Here is a 15,096-nt window from a genome sequence, read left to right on the forward strand (position 1 = left end):
GAGTTATGATGAAGTATCGCTCAGTATTTGATATTATTGGTCCAGTTATGATTGGTCCATCAAGTTCACATACAGCAGGCGCAGCAAGAATGGGGCAAGTTGCTCGCCAGCTGTTTCGTCATGAACCAGAAAGAGTAAGCATTTCATTATATGGATCATTTGCAAAGACGTATCGTGGGCATGGTACAGATGTAGCGTTAATAGGTGGGATATTAGGGTTTGAAACAGATGACTTACGTATTCCAGAAGCGCTAGACATAGCAAAAGAGCGCAAAATCGAAGTAGAATTTATTGAAGAAGATGCAAATGCACCTCACCCAAATACAGCGAGAATTCGTTTGTATAAAGGTGAAGAAGAAATTGAAGTTGTTGCTTGCTCAATTGGTGGCGGTAAAATTGAAGTTGTAGAATTAAATGGATTCGATCTTCAATTAACAGGCACGAGTCCAGCACTACTTATTGTAAATAACGATCGCTTCGGTGCTATTGCAGCAGTAGCTTCAATCCTTGCGAAACATGAAATTAACATTAGTACAATGAGTGTTTCTCGTAAAGAAAAAGGAAGAAGAGCGCTTATGGTTATCGAAACAGATGAAATATTAGCAGATGAAGTGATTGAAGAAATAAACGCGCAACAAAATATTTGTCAAGTAACTATTATGGAATAATTGCAGGGGGGACACACCATGTTTCGGAACGCAGCGGAACTAGTGGCGCAAGCTAAAGAACAAAATGTAAAAATCGCAGAAATTATGATTCAATGTGAAATGAAAACAAGAAGTATTTCACGTGAAGAAGTAATTGCTGGTATGGAAAAGAACTTAGTCGTGATGGAGCAAGCAGTAGAACGTGGTATTCGCGGAGTGAAATCACCAACTGGTTTAACTGGCGGAGATGCTGTAAAAGTTCAGGCGTATATGAATAGCGGAAAAGGCTTATCTGGAGATACGATTTTGGACGCGGTGAGTAAAGCTGTTGCAACAAATGAAGTAAACGCAGCGATGGGAATTATTTGTGCAACACCAACAGCAGGGTCTGCTGGAACAGTGCCAGGTGTACTGTTTGCACTGCAAGAAAAATTACAGCCGACACGCGAAGAGATGATCGAATTTTTATTTACAGCAGGAGCTTTCGGTATGGTTGTTGCGAATAATGCTTGTATTTCCGGCGCGGCAGGAGGTTGCCAAGCTGAAGTAGGTTCAGCAAGTGGAATGGCAGCAGCAGCAGCAGTTGAGATGGCTGGTGGAACACAAGATCAAGCAGCTACAGCGATGGCGATTTCATTAAAGAATATGCTTGGTTTAGTATGTGATCCTGTTGCAGGGCTTGTAGAAGTACCTTGTGTAAAACGTAATGCAGCAGGAGCTGCGAATGCGATGATTTCAGCTGATTTAGCATTAGCTGGCGTAACGAGTACAATTCCATGTGATGAAGTGATTGAGGCGATGTTTAGAATCGGACAAACGATGCCAGTAGCACTTCGTGAAACAGCAGAAGGTGGACTTGCAGCAACACCAACTGGTCGCCGTCTGCAAGAAGAGATTTTTGGGAAGACTAATAACTAAACAATATATATTAATATAAAAATGGAGCTCAAGTAAGATTGAGCTCCATTTTTATTTTTCTTTTGTTAGTTGTTCTAATGTTTTCCCAAGATTATGTGATCGTTGTGTAGCCTGTGTAATACAAGAAATAAGTGCTTGTTGAAATTTATGTTCTTGTAATACTTCAATGCCTGCTTCGGTCGTTCCGCCAGGAGAAGTAATTTCCTTTCGCAAAACAGAAGGGTGTTTTTCACTTGCTTTTAGCATTTCAGCAGCACCAATCATCGTCTGAAGAATAAGTGACTTTGCAACATCTTCTTTTAAACCAATTGTTTTTGCGGCTTCTTCCATCGCTTCCACTACGTAATAAATATAAGCAGGCCCACTTCCAGATAATGCAGTGACAGCATGCATATCTTCTTCCTCTACAACAGAGACGAGACCGATCGTTTCAAATAAAGCTATGGCAGTCTGAATATGTTCCGCTGTTGCATGTTTTGAAGGCGAGATAGCAGTAGCTGATTTTAAAATAGCTGCAGATGTATTTGGCATCGCACGAATAATCGGAACATCTTTTTGAAGTAAGTTTCTAATCGAGTGAGTAGAAACACCTGCTAATAAGGAAATAATAAGCAGGTTATTATGTATATCTTCTTTAAAAGGAGTAAGCGCTTCTGCAACATCCTTTGGTTTCATTGCTAGAAAAAGAATAGTTGTATCAGTAAGTAGCTCTTTTTTATTATGCGTACCTTTTACGCCATATTTTTTATGTAGCTCCTGCAATCTTGTCTCGTTAGAACGATTACTTACGGTAATTTGTTCGCCTTTCACAACATTTGCATGTAACAAGCCACCAATAATAGCTTCAGCAATAGAGCCTGCACCGAGAAAGGAAATGTTTTGAATAGACATGATGTTCCTCCTTTAAATTTGGTTAGAAATTCTTATAAATGTACATACATTCGTTTTTTTACAGGAAACACCTCTTTTTATCTGAAAATAATGACAAATATATATAGAAGTTGTAAACTGAAGAAGTATTCATTTTTGAACCGGAAAGAGACAGGGGGGCTAAGCATGACGGCGATTCACCGAATGGAGATTCCTGTGCCATTTGCAGTTGAAACTGTGAATGTGTTTTTAGTTGAGGGGGAGACATTAACATTAATTGATACAGGGACGAATACAGAAGAGGCAAGAAGTGCTTTAGAAAGGCAATTAGGTACATTAGGATATGCGATAGAAGATATTAAAACAGTAGTCATTACGCATCATCATGCGGATCATTGTGGGCTTTTAAATATATTTTCTGAGAAAACGAACATTATTGGACATCCTTGGAATGAGCCTTGGATCACGCAAAATCCAGAATTTTTAAAGTGGTATCATGAGTTTTTTAGAGAGACAGCTTTGCAATTTGGTGTTCCAGCGGCATTTTTGAAAGACGAGGCGTTATTGACGACGAAGACACTTAAATATTCTTGTAATAGATCGTTAACGCATACTGTGAGAGAGGGAGATCGTATTGATTCTTTACCTGGATTTACAGTAATCGAAACACCAGGTCATGCTTCCACTCATATTTCATTATATAGAGAATCTGATGGAATATTAATTGGCGGGGATGCTCTCATTAGCCATATTTCTTCGAATCCCATATTAGAACCACCATATGAAGGACAAACAGAAAGGGCGCGCCCGTTATTACAATATAATCAAACATTAAAGCGTTTAAGTGAAATGAATATTTCGCGCATTTTATCAGGACATGGAGAAGATGTTCTAAATGTGAAACAACTTATTGAAACGAGATTACAAAAGCAAGAAACACGTGCGTTTAAAGTGCTTGAGTTATTAAAGGAAAAACCAATGACAGCATTTGAAGTATGTGTAAAACTATTTCCGGTATTATATAAGGAGCAATTGCCGCTTACTATTTCAGAAACTGTTGGACAATTAGACTTTTTAGCATATAATCAACAAGTGATGATTGATGAATCTTCGCAACAATTGATTTATTATGCAAAGTAGGTGACAGCAATGACGGGACGTTTACGAGATAAAGTAATCGTCATTACAGGTGCTTCTAGTGGAATTGGAGAGCAAGTTGCAATGCAAGTTGCAGAGCAGGGGGCGACTCCAGTATTAATGGCTAGAACAGAAGAGAAATTAAAAGCGTTAGCAGAGAAAATTAAAGAAACTTATAATACGCCTTGCTATTATTATGTATTAGATGTAAGTGAAGAGATGGAAGTACAATCTGTTTTTTCAAAGGTATTACAAGAAGTGGGACGTATTGATATATTAGTAAACAATGCGGGATTTGGTATTTTTAAAACATTTGAAGATGCGTCAATGGATGAAGTGAAAGATATGTTCCAAGTAAATGTATTTGGATTAGTAGCTTGTACGAAAGCGGTACTACCCTATATGGTGAAAAGGAACGAAGGACATATTATTAATATTGCTTCACTTGCTGGGAAAATTGCAACTCCAAAATCGAGTGCGTATGCAGCGACGAAACATGCAGTATTAGGATTTACGAATAGTTTACGCATGGAGTTGTCTAGTACAAATATTTTCGTAACAGCGATTAATCCAGGTCCGATAGATACAAACTTTTTTGAAATAGCGGATCAATCCGGTACATATGTGAAAAATATGGGACGGTACATGTTAAAACCAACATATGTAGCAGAGCAGATCGTAAAATCGATGCAAACGAAAAAGCGTGAAGTAAACTTACCGAAGTGGATGGGCATTGGTCCGAAACTTTATGCACTATTCCCAGGTTTATTTGAGCGTGTTGCAGGTAAATCATTAAATAAAAAATAGGAGATTTCCATATGGAAATCTCCTATTTTTTATTTTCCAGTCACATAATCGTAAACGATATCCTCAACTGCCTCGTATACATCAATTTCAGTATTTGAATGAATTATCGTTTAAATATGTTTAATTAGCATTTCCTGATCCTCATTTGACATAGGATTACATTGATATTGTTGAAAACTTTTTATGATCATTTTCTCAATTAATTTTTCATTCATGTTTTTCCCCGCCTGTATGTACGTATGTATTGTTTTATTGTACTTGAAGTGAAATGAAAAAACTACTATACATTGTTATTGTATAAAAATCCGGTTTTGTATATTGTTTTTCTAGTAAAATTAAGTTTTTTAAGTTTGTAAAATTTATAAATATTTAATTGACTCTATAAATATACAATATTATAATCATACTTAATTTAAAGAATCGATATGAGGAGGAGCATATGAAAGTCGCGATTATTGGAGCAACTGGGTATGGAGGTATTGAGTTAATTCGGTTATTAGAGCAACATCCATATTTTTCGATAGCATCTCTTCATTCTTTTTCGCAAGTTGGCGAGTCTATAACAAATGTATATCCGCATTTTCAAAATGTTCTTGTTCATACGTTACAAGAAATTAATGCGGAGGAAATAAAGAAGAAAGCGGAAATTGTATTTTTAGCAACCCCAGCAGGAGTATCAGCAGAGTTAACTCCAAAATTATTAGCAGTAGGTTTAAAAGTAATTGACCTATCTGGAGACTTTCGTATGAAAGATCCTTTCATATATGAACAGTGGTATAAAAGGGCAGCTGCAAAAGAAGAAGTTCTTAGTGAAGCTGTATATGGGTTAAGTGAATGGAAAAGGTCCGAGATTCAAAATACAAATTTAATTGCAAACCCAGGATGTTTTGCTACAGCCGCATTATTAGCGATATTGCCGTTAGTACGTAGCGGCATGATTGAAGAAGATTCCATTATTATTGATGCGAAATCAGGAGTATCTGGAGCTGGAAAAACGCCAACAACAATGACTCACTTTCCTGAGTTATACGATAACTTGCACATTTATAAAGTAAATGAGCATCAACACGTTCCTGAGATTGAGCAAATGCTTGCAGAGTGGAATAGGAAAACGAAGCCAATCACGTTTAGTACACATTTAATACCGATATCACGGGGGATTATGGTTACCCTTTATGCGAAAGTAAAACGAGAAATGGAAATAGAACAACTTCAAAAATTATATGAAGAAACGTATGAACAATCGGCTTTTATTCGAATTCGCACGCAAGGAGAGTTTCCAAGTCCGAAAGAAGTGAGGGGCTCAAATTATTGTGATATGGGGATAGCTTACGATGAAAGAACAGGAAGAGTGACAGTCGTTTCTGTTATAGACAATATGATGAAAGGTGCGGCTGGGCAAGCGATTCAAAATGCAAACATAGTTGCGGGACTAGAAGAAACAACAGGCTTACAACATATGCCGCTTTATCTATAAGGGGGACATGATGATTAAAGTAGAGTCTATAACAAAATTGGAAAATGGTTCAATTGTAACGCCAAAAGGCTTTTTGGCAATCGGTACTGCAAATGGTTTAAAAAAAGAACAAAGAGATTTAGGTGTGATCATTTGTGAAGTGCCAGCATCATGTGCCGCTGTCTATACAACGAATCAAATACAAGCAGCCCCGCTGCAAGTAACGAAAGACAGTATAGCAGCTGAGGGGAAATTAAAAGCGATTATCGTCAATAGTGGAAATGCAAATGCTTGTACAGGAATGAAAGGCTTACAAGATGCCTACGAGATGCGTGCATTAGGGGCGGAACATTTTGGAGTGAAAGAAAATTACGTTGCAGTAGCTTCAACAGGTGTAATTGGTGTTCCTTTACCGATGGATATAATCCGAAAGGGAGTTGCAAATCTTATCCCGACGAAGGAAGTAAGTGAAGCTCATTCTTTTTCTGAAGCGATTTTAACGACGGATCTTATAACGAAAGAAACGTGCTATGAGATGATGATTGATGGGAAGAAAGTGGTGCTTGCTGGTGTTGCTAAAGGTTCAGGGATGATTCATCCGAATATGGCAACGATGCTGAGTTTTATTACGACAGACGCTCATATAGAGCATGATGTATTGCAAATAGCATTATCACAAATAACGAATCATACATTTAATCAAATTACGGTGGATGGAGATACTTCTACGAATGATATGGTCATCGTTATGGCAAGTGGATTATCAGAAACGAAACCAATCAATATGGAACATGCAGATTGGGAAACTTTCGTATTTGCTTTACAGAAGGTATGTGAAGATTTAGCAAAAAAAATTGCACAAGATGGTGAAGGTGCTACGAAGTTAATAGAAGTAAATGTGCTAGGAGCTCGAACGAATGAAGAGGCAAAGAAAATTGCAAAGCAAATAGTCGGTTCGAGTCTTGTGAAAACAGCAATACATGGTGAAGACCCAAATTGGGGGCGAATTATTAGCAGTATGGGACAAAGTGAAGTAGTGATTAATCCAAATACAATTGATATTACTCTTCAATCTATCGCTGTGTTAAAAAATAGTGAACCTCAAATGTTTTCTGAAGAGGAAATGAAAAAGAAATTAAAAGAACATGAAATTATGATTGATGTGTATTTACATTTAGGAGAAGAAACCGGATCAGCTTGGGGCTGTGACTTAAGCTATGAATATGTGAAAATAAACGCTTGTTATCGTACATAAGGAGAGGGAAGATGAGCGATTATATTGTAGTGAAATGCGGCGGTAGTATGTTGGATCAATTAAATGATGTGTTTTTTGATTGTATAAAGAAATTGCAACAGAAGTATAAAGTAGTGATTGTCCATGGTGGCGGCCCAGAAATTGATGCGCAATTAAAAGATTGTAACATCAAAGTAGAAAAAAGAGATGGGTTACGAATAACACCAAAAGAAGTTATGGATATTGTTCAAATGGTGCTATGCGGAAGTACGAATAAAAAATTTGTAATGAAGTTGCAAAGGCATAATTTACTTGCGGTAGGTTGTTCAGGGTGTGACGGCAATTTACTTCAAGTTCAACCTGTCAGTGAAGAAATAGGATATGTGGGAGAAGTAAGTTATGTCGAAACAGCCTTACTAAAAGGATTGATAAATTTGAATTATATTCCTGTTATTGCTCCAATCGGGATAAATGATAATGAGATTTATAACATAAATGCGGATACCGCTGCAGCTGGAATTGCGTCCGCGTTATCCGCAAAAGAACTCATTTTTATTACGGATGTAGATGGGATATTACATGAAGGAAAATTAGTAAAGAAAACGGATGAATTTGAAATTGTTACTTTAATAGAAAAAGGAGTTATTACAGGCGGGATGATTCCGAAAGTACAGGCGGCACTAGCTTCATTAAAAATGGGAGTGCAAAAGATAAGTATTGTGAACGGTACAAAAGATTTTACTGAAGTTACGGGAGAGTGTATCGGAACGACGGTAACGAAAGGGGTAAGTATCGTATGACAAGTCATCTTTTTCAAACATATGGGAGAAGAAATATTGAGTTTGTAAAGGGAAGTGGAACGAAAGTTATTGATAAAAATGGTAAGCAATATTTAGATTTTACATCAGGAATTGGCGTATGTAATTTAGGGCATTGTCACCCTACTGTTATGAAAGCTGTACAAGAGCAACTTCATGATATATGGCATATATCTAACCTGTTTACAAACAGCTTACAAGAAGAAGTAGCGTCATTATTAACAGAAAATATAGCGTTAGATTCTGTTTTTTTCTGTAATAGCGGGGCAGAGGCGAATGAGGCTGCGTTGAAGCTGGCTCGTAAGCATACTGGAAAATCTCTCGTCGTAACATGCCAGCAGTCTTTTCACGGTAGAACATTCGCAACGATGAGTGCGACGGGGCAAAATAAAGTGAAAGAAGGATTTGGTCCACTCCTTCCGTCTTTTTTACATATCCCTTTTAACGACGTGAAGGTGTTAGAGGAAGTAATGAATGAAGAAGTAGCGGCGGTAATGGTAGAAGTTGTTCAAGGAGAGGGAGGAGTCATACCTGCTAATCTATCTTTTTTGGAAGAGATTGAAACATTATGTAATAAGTTCGGCTCCTTATTTATTATAGACGAAGTACAAACGGGGATAGGAAGAACAGGAACACTATTTGCTTACGAACAAATGGGAATAAAACCTGATATCGTTACCGTTGCAAAGGCACTAGGAAATGGTATTCCTGTTGGAGCGATGATCGGCCGTAAGGAACTCGGAACGTCGTTCACTGCAGGGTCACACGGTTCAACGTTTGGCGGGAATTATATTGCGATGGCTGCAGCGAAAGAAGTATTGCAAGTAAGTAAGAGACCATCGTTTTTAAAAGAAGTAAAGGAAAAGGGCGAATACGTATTAGAGAAGTTGCGAGAGGAATTACGACATGTCGACTGTATTCAAAATATACGTGGTAAGGGGCTTATGATTGGGATTGAGTGTAAGCATGAAGTTGCAAGTTTTATAGAACAACTAGAGAAAGAGGGACTTCTCGTATTACAAGCAGGATCTAATGTGATAAGACTATTACCACCACTTATTGTAACGAATGAAGAGTTAGAACAGGTAGTATATATGATAAAAAAAGTAGTTTGTACAAAAAACGTATCAATCATATAAGGGGGAAATTCCATGTCAACTGTACAAGTACCGAAATTAAATACGAAAGATCTGTTAACATTAGAAGAACTGACGCAAGAAGAAATCATTTCTTTAATTGAGTTCGCTATATATTTAAAAAAGAATAAGCAAGAGCCTTTATTACAAGGAAAAATATTAGGGCTTATCTTTGATAAACATTCAACTCGTACTCGCGTATCTTTTGAAGCAGGAATGGTACAGCTCGGAGGACATGGCATGTTTTTAAGTGGGAAAGAGATGCAAATTGGAAGAGGGGAGAGCGTTTCAGATACTGCGAAAGTATTATCTCATTATATTGACGGGATCATGATACGTACATTCTCACATGCCGATGTAGAAGAGCTTGCAAAAGAATCGAGCATTCCTGTTATTAATGGATTAACGGACGATCACCATCCTTGTCAGGCGTTGGCAGATTTAATGACAATATATGAAGAAACAAATACATTTAAAGGAATAAAATTGGCTTATGTAGGTGATGGGAATAACGTATGTCATTCATTGTTGTTAGCGAGTGCAAAAGTTGGAATGAATATGACTGTTGCAACGCCTGTAGGGTATGAACCGAATGAGGAAATTGTAAAAAAAGCGTTAGCGATTGCTGAAGAAACAGGAGCTGAAATTGAAATTTTGCATAACGCTGAATTAGCAGTGAGTAAAGCAGATTTCATTTATACTGACGTTTGGATGAGCATGGGGCAAGAGGGAGAAGAAGAGAAATATACTTTATTTCAACCGTACCAAATTAATACCGAACTTGTTATGCATGCGAAGCAAACGTATCGTTTCTTACACTGTTTACCTGCCCATCGTGAAGAGGAAGTAACAGGAGAAATTATAGATGGACCGCAGTCTATCGTATTTGAGCAAGCGGGTAATCGATTGCATGCGCAAAAAGCATTATTAGTAAGTTTATTTAAAAATGTAGAAGAGCTTTCCTAAATGATGTGCACCCCAATTGTTAAGCACGAATAACAATTGGAGGTGTGCTTTTTAGAGTGAAATGTCGTATGTATATTTGGTTAACCATCTCTATATCATTTATAATAAAAAGAGTAAACTAAATTTGTTTTTCATATCATGTAAGGACATACTAGATAGAAAAAATATAGTTAAAGAGATGATGAATTTGAAAACAACTAAGAAAACATATTCGTTTTTTCAGCGGATGTGGAGAATATTAAAGTTTCAATATTATAAGTTGCTTCGATCACCAGAAGGAGCAAAGAAAGTATCATTAGGTTTTGCGATTGGTTTTGGTTTAGAGATGTTGGTTATATATACGGCATCGCTCGTATACGTAATATTTTATCCGATCGTCCGATTAGCAAAGGGATCTTTTCCTGCTGCGGTTATTGGCAATATTATTGGGAAAATATCGTTTCTACCGATATTTTTATTTCCATTTGCTTATGCGTTAGGAAAAATGATATACCCATTTCATGTACAAAAAATACATCATGAACCATTTACGATATCTGACTTGTTTTCGAGTCATATTTTTACGATATTAAAGGGTTTAGTGCAGAGTGAAGTGTATGTATTAATTGGAATGACGATTTTAGGAGTGGTGTTTGGGGGAATTTCATATTTCGTTGTGCATTATTTATATGAAAAGAACCGTAAGCTACGTTTGAAGAACAGAAAGAAACGAGTGAGAGAACCACTCGTGCAAATATAAAGAGTGTCACATTCATTTTCTCCTTTGAATATGTTTAAGAAAAAGGGGGAGAGAATGAATGTATTATTATTACGTACCGCAAGTATACCCATATGTAAATTATTATCCGGTTTATGATATGAGTAGACAATACGAATTATATCGACAACAACAATTACAGCAATTACCACAAATACCACAACAACAGCCTACGCAAGAACAAAAACCATATTTAACGACATGGCCATATTCAAATGTATACTATGGTAATTATTACGAATCATAAAGCTGCTTCTATGTAGAAGCAGCTTTATGCGTTTGTTTTCAAAATTAAATTTTGAATGGTTTGAAGAGAGTGAATGAGCTTTTCGCGCTCTTCCTCAGATAATGTTTGGAAATTTTCTTTTAATTTGTCTAAAATGAATTGTTGATATTGATTTACTAACAATTTCCCTTCAGCTGTTAGGGAAATTAAAATGACCCGTCGATCTTTTTCGCTATAATGACGCTCTATTAATTCTTCTTGAATCAGTTTGTTTAATAGAGGTGTCATGTTAGGCCGTGAAATCGCTAGCCGCTTGCCGATTTCGGAAACTGCTAATGTGCCATTTTCATGCAGAAGTAGCAATACTTGTGTATGTGATGGCGGCATATGTCTTTGAGAAGAAAATTCTCCAGGAAGCATAAATTTGCGATAAAAAAGAGGCACTAGCGAAAGAAGATGATCAACAATACGTTCCCACTCGCGTGATTCCATATAAAGGCCCCCTTCCACTATCATTGTAACAAAAAAGACATGTTATAAAAATAGAATTGTTTCATGGAAATTTTAATATTTGTAGGCCAACACTTTTTTTGTAAATGAATCGGCAATAATCGCGTAGCCATCATCATTTGGGTGTACTTGGTCAAAGAGTAAATCTTTTTTATCATTTGATATTAATTTACGAATTGGTAAAACGATAGATGGTTGATTTGCTTTTGAAATGGAATAAACGGATTCATTCCAGCCATCTAAAAACATATCTGCATAACTGGCGATGGAGTCATCGAGTTGTAACGGATTATAGAGTTCTGAGAGAATGAGTAAAGCGTTCGGATTTTGATCTCGAACTGTCTTTACAATATTTTTTATATCCGCTTCAAAATGAGCTTTTTCTTTATTTAACATTTTAATACCATCTATAACACCGACATCACGATTTAAACGGAATAAATTATTTCCTCCAATATTAATTGTAATGATATTTGCTGCTCTAATTTTTTGCTTTACATCTTCTGATTGCACTTTTTTAGCGAGACGATCTGTTGTAAGACCGTTTATCCCAAGGTTTTCTACTGTAATTGGTTTATGAATTTGTGCTTCTATTTGTCTAGAAGCTAATTCAGAAAATCCCCCTTGTGTCGATCCATATCCTTTGGCGAGAGAATCACCTAGTACGAGATGGTAAAAGGAATCGTTTGTTTGCTTATCAATCCAACTTGGAGTAGATGTTTTTTCTGTATTTTTTTCGGGTTCATTTTGTTTTGTCTCATCGTTCTTTTCAAAATAAGAATAAGAAATGATTAGAAGGAGGAGACAAACAATTGTTAAGATGACTTTTTTCATAAATTCATCCTCCTTGTAATTGGTAATTGTATCATATTCAGCAGTATTAACAATGTAAGGGCATATTATATGTTTATGAAAAGTTTACAACAACTTTACAGAAAATTTGTAGAAGTATGTCAAAAAATATTGACGATATGAAAGTACATTATATATGATAATGTCAGATAAGGTGAAATTTTAATGAGTAGGGCTTTATTTCCCACTAATTAAAGTTTCACTAATCGGGCGTTTAAGGGGACTACTCATTAGCGCAGGATGAAATGAAAATCTTGTCTCTAATAGAAGAAAAAAGGTATGTGGTTAGAGGCAAATAGAGGTTTATTTCATTATTTTTGGTAATTGTATAAGGGGGATTTTTTGTGAAAAAGTCAAAAAAAATGCTAGCTGGAGCAACTCTTGCTATAGGTGTAATAGCGCCGCAAGTATTGCCAACAACAGCTCATGCGGATGAGCAAACTGGGGAGAGTACGGTTAACTTACGAATTCTAGAAACATCAGATATTCACGTTAACTTAATGAATTACGATTATTATCAAACGAAAACAGATAATAAAGTAGGTCTCGTGCAAACGGCAACACTTGTTAATAAAGCACGTGAAGAAGCAAAGAACTCTGTCCTATTTGATGATGGGGATGCATTGCAAGGGACACCACTTGGAGATTATGTAGCGAATAAAATAAATGATCCGAAGAAGCCTGTGGATCCTAGTTATACACATCCATTATATCGTTTAATGAATTTAATGAAGTATGACGTCATCTCTCTTGGGAATCATGAATTTAACTACGGTTTAGACTATTTAAACAAAGTAATTAGTAAAACAGAGTTCCCGGTTATTAACTCGAACGTCTATAGAGATGATAAAGATACTAATGAAGAGAACGACCAAAATTACTTTAAACCATATCATGTTTTTGAAAAAGAAGTAGAAGATGAATCAGGACAAAAACAAAAAGTGAAAATTGGCGTAATGGGATTTGTTCCACCTCAAGTTATGAACTGGGATAAAGCAAATTTAGAAGGAAAAGTGAAAGCGAAAGATATAGTTGAAACAGCGAAGAAAATGGTGCCAAAAATGAAAGCAGAAGGTGCAGATGTTATCGTTGCACTAGCGCATTCGGGCGTTGATAAGAGTGGATACAACGTTGGCATGGAAAACGCTTCGTATTATTTAACAGAAGTTCCTGGTGTAGATGCAGTATTAATGGGACATTCACATACTGAAGTGAAGGATGTATTTAATGGTGTTCCAGTTGTAATGCCTGGTGTCTTTGGAAGTAACTTAGGTATTATTGATATGCAATTGAAAAAGGTAAACGGAAAATGGGAAATACAAAAAGAGCAATCGAAGCCGCAACTTCGTCCGATTGCTGATAGTAAAGGGAACCCATTAGTACAATCTGATCAAGAATTAGTTAATGAAATTAAAGATGATCATCAAGCGACAATTGATTATGTGAATACAGCTGTAGGAAAAACGACAGCGCCAATTAATAGTTATTTCTCATTAGTACAAGATGATCCTTCTGTACAACTTGTGACAAATGCACAAAAATGGTATGTAGAAAAGTTATTTGCTGAAAATGGACAGTATAGCAAATATAAAGGAATTCCAGTTTTATCTGCAGGCGCACCATTTAAAGCAGGTGGCCGAAACGGTGCTACATATTATACGGATATTCCAGCTGGAACGTTAGCGATTAAAAACGTTGCAGATTTATACGTATATCCAAATACGTTATATGCTGTAAAAGTAAATGGGGCACAAGTGAAAGAATGGCTTGAAATGTCTGCAGGTCAGTTTAACCAAATTAATCCAAAGAAAACAGAAGAACAGCCGTTAGTAAATATAAGCTATCCTACATATAACTTCGATATTTTAGATGGCTTAAAATACGAAATTGATGTAACACAACCAACGAAATACGATAAAGATGGAAAAGTTGTAAATGCAAATACGAATCGTATTATAAATATGACATATGAAGGTAAGCCAGTAGCTGACAATCAAGAGTTCATCGTCGCTACAAATAACTATCGCGGAAGTAGCCAAACGTTCCCAGGTGTAAGTAAAGGCGAAGTTGTATACCAATCACAAGATGAAACACGTCAAATCATTGTGAAGTATATGCAAGAAACACCAGTTATTAATCCAGCAGCAGATAAAAATTGGACGTTTAAACCGATTGTTGCAGATAAATTACATACAACATTCGATTCTTCACCAAATGCACAAAAGTATATAAAGAAAGATGGGAAAATATCATATGTTGGACCATCTGAAAATGAATTTGCTAAATATGCAATTGATATAACGAAGAAGAACGATGATGATAAGGAAACTGGTGGAGAGAATCCAACGACACCGCCAACAGGTGAAGGAAATAATGGAGGAAATCCAACGACACCACCAACAGGTGAAGGGAATAATGGAGGAAATCCAACGACACCACCAACAGGTGAAGGAAATAATGGAGGAAATCCAACGACACCACCAACAGATGAAGGTAGTAATGGAGAAAATCCAACGACACCACCAACAAATGAAGCAAATAATGCAGGATCTGGACAAACTACAACGGATAATCAAAACTCAAAAGAAACAACAACTGTAAGTGAAAATAAAGAAGACCGTGATTTACCGAAAACAGGTACAAGTGTTGCTTCTACAATTAGAGCAGGCTTGGCGTTTGTTGGAGCGGGATTACTTCTGTTATTTAGAAGAAAGAAAGCAAATAGATAGTGGAGAAATATAAAAAGGATTACCGATTCAGGT

At 36.5% G+C, this 15,096-nt stretch carries 15 protein-coding genes and 1 pseudogene; 12 read left to right on the forward strand and 4 right to left on the reverse strand.

Translation table 11 applies throughout. The features are described from left to right. The first annotated feature begins 8 nt into the window (after positions 1–8). Entirely contained in the window at positions 9–668 is a 660-nt protein-coding gene (gene sdaAB / locus QCI46_RS06630; protein ID WP_353841843.1) for an L-serine ammonia-lyase, iron-sulfur-dependent subunit beta, read from the forward strand. A gap of 18 nt (positions 669–686) precedes the next feature. Next, the gene (sdaAA, locus tag QCI46_RS06635; protein ID WP_000489470.1) at positions 687–1,565 is read left to right on the forward strand and encodes an L-serine ammonia-lyase, iron-sulfur-dependent, subunit alpha; all 879 of its coding nucleotides are present in this window, start codon (positions 687–689) and stop codon (positions 1,563–1,565) included. Between the two features lie 51 nt (positions 1,566–1,616). On the opposite strand, the gene proI is transcribed toward sdaAA, so the two are convergent. Continuing rightward, a complete protein-coding gene (gene proI / locus QCI46_RS06640) occupies positions 1,617–2,456 on the reverse strand; it encodes a pyrroline-5-carboxylate reductase ProI (protein WP_000027261.1) in 840 nt (279 codons plus the stop codon). 165 nt (positions 2,457–2,621) lie between these two features. On the opposite strand from proI, the gene QCI46_RS06645 reads away from it, so the two are divergent. After that, on the forward strand, positions 2,622–3,575 hold the full coding sequence (locus tag QCI46_RS06645; RefSeq protein ID WP_064474854.1) for an MBL fold metallo-hydrolase: 954 nt from the start codon (positions 2,622–2,624) through the stop codon (positions 3,573–3,575). A 9-nt stretch (positions 3,576–3,584) separates the two neighbouring features. Beyond that, entirely contained in the window at positions 3,585–4,379 is a 795-nt protein-coding gene (locus QCI46_RS06650) for an SDR family oxidoreductase (protein WP_353839831.1), read from the forward strand. Between the two features lie 29 nt (positions 4,380–4,408). Here the strand turns inward: QCI46_RS06650 and QCI46_RS06655 are convergent. Then, positions 4,409–4,594, reverse strand: a pseudogene (locus QCI46_RS06655) (YqzH family protein). 224 nt (positions 4,595–4,818) lie between these two features. Between QCI46_RS06655 and argC the strand changes: the two are divergent. The 7 genes from argC to QCI46_RS06690 all read left to right on the forward strand — a co-directional run bounded on the left by argC (position 4,819) and on the right by QCI46_RS06690 (position 10,993). Continuing rightward, entirely contained in the window at positions 4,819–5,856 is a 1,038-nt protein-coding gene (gene argC, locus QCI46_RS06660; RefSeq protein WP_353839832.1) for an N-acetyl-gamma-glutamyl-phosphate reductase, read from the forward strand. A 10-nt stretch (positions 5,857–5,866) separates the two neighbouring features. Continuing rightward, positions 5,867–7,090 carry a bifunctional glutamate N-acetyltransferase/amino-acid acetyltransferase ArgJ gene (argJ, locus tag QCI46_RS06665; protein ID WP_353841844.1) on the forward strand — a complete coding sequence of 408 codons (1,224 nt, stop codon included), beginning with the start codon at positions 5,867–5,869 and terminating at the stop codon, positions 7,088–7,090. A gap of 11 nt (positions 7,091–7,101) precedes the next feature. Then, on the forward strand, positions 7,102–7,869 hold the full coding sequence (argB, locus tag QCI46_RS06670; protein ID WP_353839833.1) for an acetylglutamate kinase: 768 nt from the start codon (positions 7,102–7,104) through the stop codon (positions 7,867–7,869). Continuing rightward, positions 7,866–9,026, forward strand: coding sequence for an acetylornithine transaminase (locus tag QCI46_RS06675; protein ID WP_353839834.1), 1,161 nt, complete (start codon positions 7,866–7,868; stop codon positions 9,024–9,026). The genes argB and QCI46_RS06675 overlap by 4 nt, the downstream gene beginning before the upstream one ends. Before the next feature lie 12 nt (positions 9,027–9,038). After that, complete coding sequence (gene argF / locus QCI46_RS06680) at positions 9,039–9,989, forward strand: ornithine carbamoyltransferase (protein WP_353839835.1); 951 nt, start codon at positions 9,039–9,041, stop codon at positions 9,987–9,989. Positions 9,990–10,167: 178 nt separating this feature from the next. Beyond that, complete coding sequence (locus tag QCI46_RS06685; protein WP_033657731.1) at positions 10,168–10,728, forward strand: DUF2062 domain-containing protein; 561 nt, start codon at positions 10,168–10,170, stop codon at positions 10,726–10,728. A 58-nt stretch (positions 10,729–10,786) separates the two neighbouring features. Then, positions 10,787–10,993, forward strand: a complete 207-nt coding sequence (locus QCI46_RS06690; protein ID WP_000291951.1) for a hypothetical protein — start codon at positions 10,787–10,789, stop codon at positions 10,991–10,993. A gap of 24 nt (positions 10,994–11,017) precedes the next feature. On the opposite strand, the gene QCI46_RS06695 is transcribed toward QCI46_RS06690, so the two are convergent. Together QCI46_RS06695 and QCI46_RS06700 are read right to left on the reverse strand one after the other, a co-directional pair. Next, positions 11,018–11,464 (reverse strand): MarR family winged helix-turn-helix transcriptional regulator, encoded by a 447-nt coding sequence (locus QCI46_RS06695; protein ID WP_000445817.1) that lies wholly within the window; start codon positions 11,462–11,464, stop codon positions 11,018–11,020. Positions 11,465–11,536: 72 nt separating this feature from the next. Further along, a complete protein-coding gene (locus tag QCI46_RS06700; RefSeq protein ID WP_353839837.1) occupies positions 11,537–12,316 on the reverse strand; it encodes a GDSL-type esterase/lipase family protein in 780 nt (259 codons plus the stop codon). A gap of 362 nt (positions 12,317–12,678) precedes the next feature. Here QCI46_RS06700 and cpdB point away from each other — a divergent pair, with 362 nt between their 5' ends. Continuing rightward, positions 12,679–15,063 carry a bifunctional 2',3'-cyclic-nucleotide 2'-phosphodiesterase/3'-nucleotidase gene (gene cpdB / locus QCI46_RS06705; protein ID WP_483299012.1) on the forward strand — a complete coding sequence of 795 codons (2,385 nt, stop codon included), beginning with the start codon at positions 12,679–12,681 and terminating at the stop codon, positions 15,061–15,063. Positions 15,064–15,096 lie beyond the last annotated feature (33 nt).

The organism is Bacillus cereus group sp. RP32 (assembly GCF_040459735.1).
GTDB classification, from domain to species: Bacteria; Bacillota; Bacilli; order Bacillales; family Bacillaceae_G; genus Bacillus_A; species Bacillus_A wiedmannii.

Bases quoted from the DNA above. Each gene is read 5' to 3' on its own strand.
- sdaAA (WP_000489470.1), top strand. From the start codon at position 687: ATGTTTCGGAACGCAGCGGAACTAGTGGCGCAAGCTAAAGAACAAAAT.
- QCI46_RS06685 (WP_033657731.1), top strand. From the start codon at position 10,168: ATGATGAATTTGAAAACAACTAAGAAAACATATTCGTTTTTTCAGCGG.
- proI (WP_000027261.1), bottom strand. From the start codon at position 2,456: ATGTCTATTCAAAACATTTCCTTTCTCGGTGCAGGCTCTATTGCTGAA.
- QCI46_RS06690 (WP_000291951.1), top strand. From the start codon at position 10,787: ATGTATTATTATTACGTACCGCAAGTATACCCATATGTAAATTATTAT.
- argJ (WP_353841844.1), top strand. From the start codon at position 5,867: ATGATTAAAGTAGAGTCTATAACAAAATTGGAAAATGGTTCAATTGTA.
- argC (WP_353839832.1), top strand. From the start codon at position 4,819: ATGAAAGTCGCGATTATTGGAGCAACTGGGTATGGAGGTATTGAGTTA.
- QCI46_RS06675 (WP_353839834.1), top strand. From the start codon at position 7,866: ATGACAAGTCATCTTTTTCAAACATATGGGAGAAGAAATATTGAGTTT.
- QCI46_RS06700 (WP_353839837.1), bottom strand. From the start codon at position 12,316: ATGAAAAAAGTCATCTTAACAATTGTTTGTCTCCTCCTTCTAATCATT.
- QCI46_RS06695 (WP_000445817.1), bottom strand. From the start codon at position 11,464: ATGGAATCACGCGAGTGGGAACGTATTGTTGATCATCTTCTTTCGCTA.
- sdaAB (WP_353841843.1), top strand. From the start codon at position 9: ATGAAGTATCGCTCAGTATTTGATATTATTGGTCCAGTTATGATTGGT.
- argB (WP_353839833.1), top strand. From the start codon at position 7,102: ATGAGCGATTATATTGTAGTGAAATGCGGCGGTAGTATGTTGGATCAA.
- argF (WP_353839835.1), top strand. From the start codon at position 9,039: ATGTCAACTGTACAAGTACCGAAATTAAATACGAAAGATCTGTTAACA.
- QCI46_RS06645 (WP_064474854.1), top strand. From the start codon at position 2,622: ATGACGGCGATTCACCGAATGGAGATTCCTGTGCCATTTGCAGTTGAA.
- QCI46_RS06650 (WP_353839831.1), top strand. From the start codon at position 3,585: ATGACGGGACGTTTACGAGATAAAGTAATCGTCATTACAGGTGCTTCT.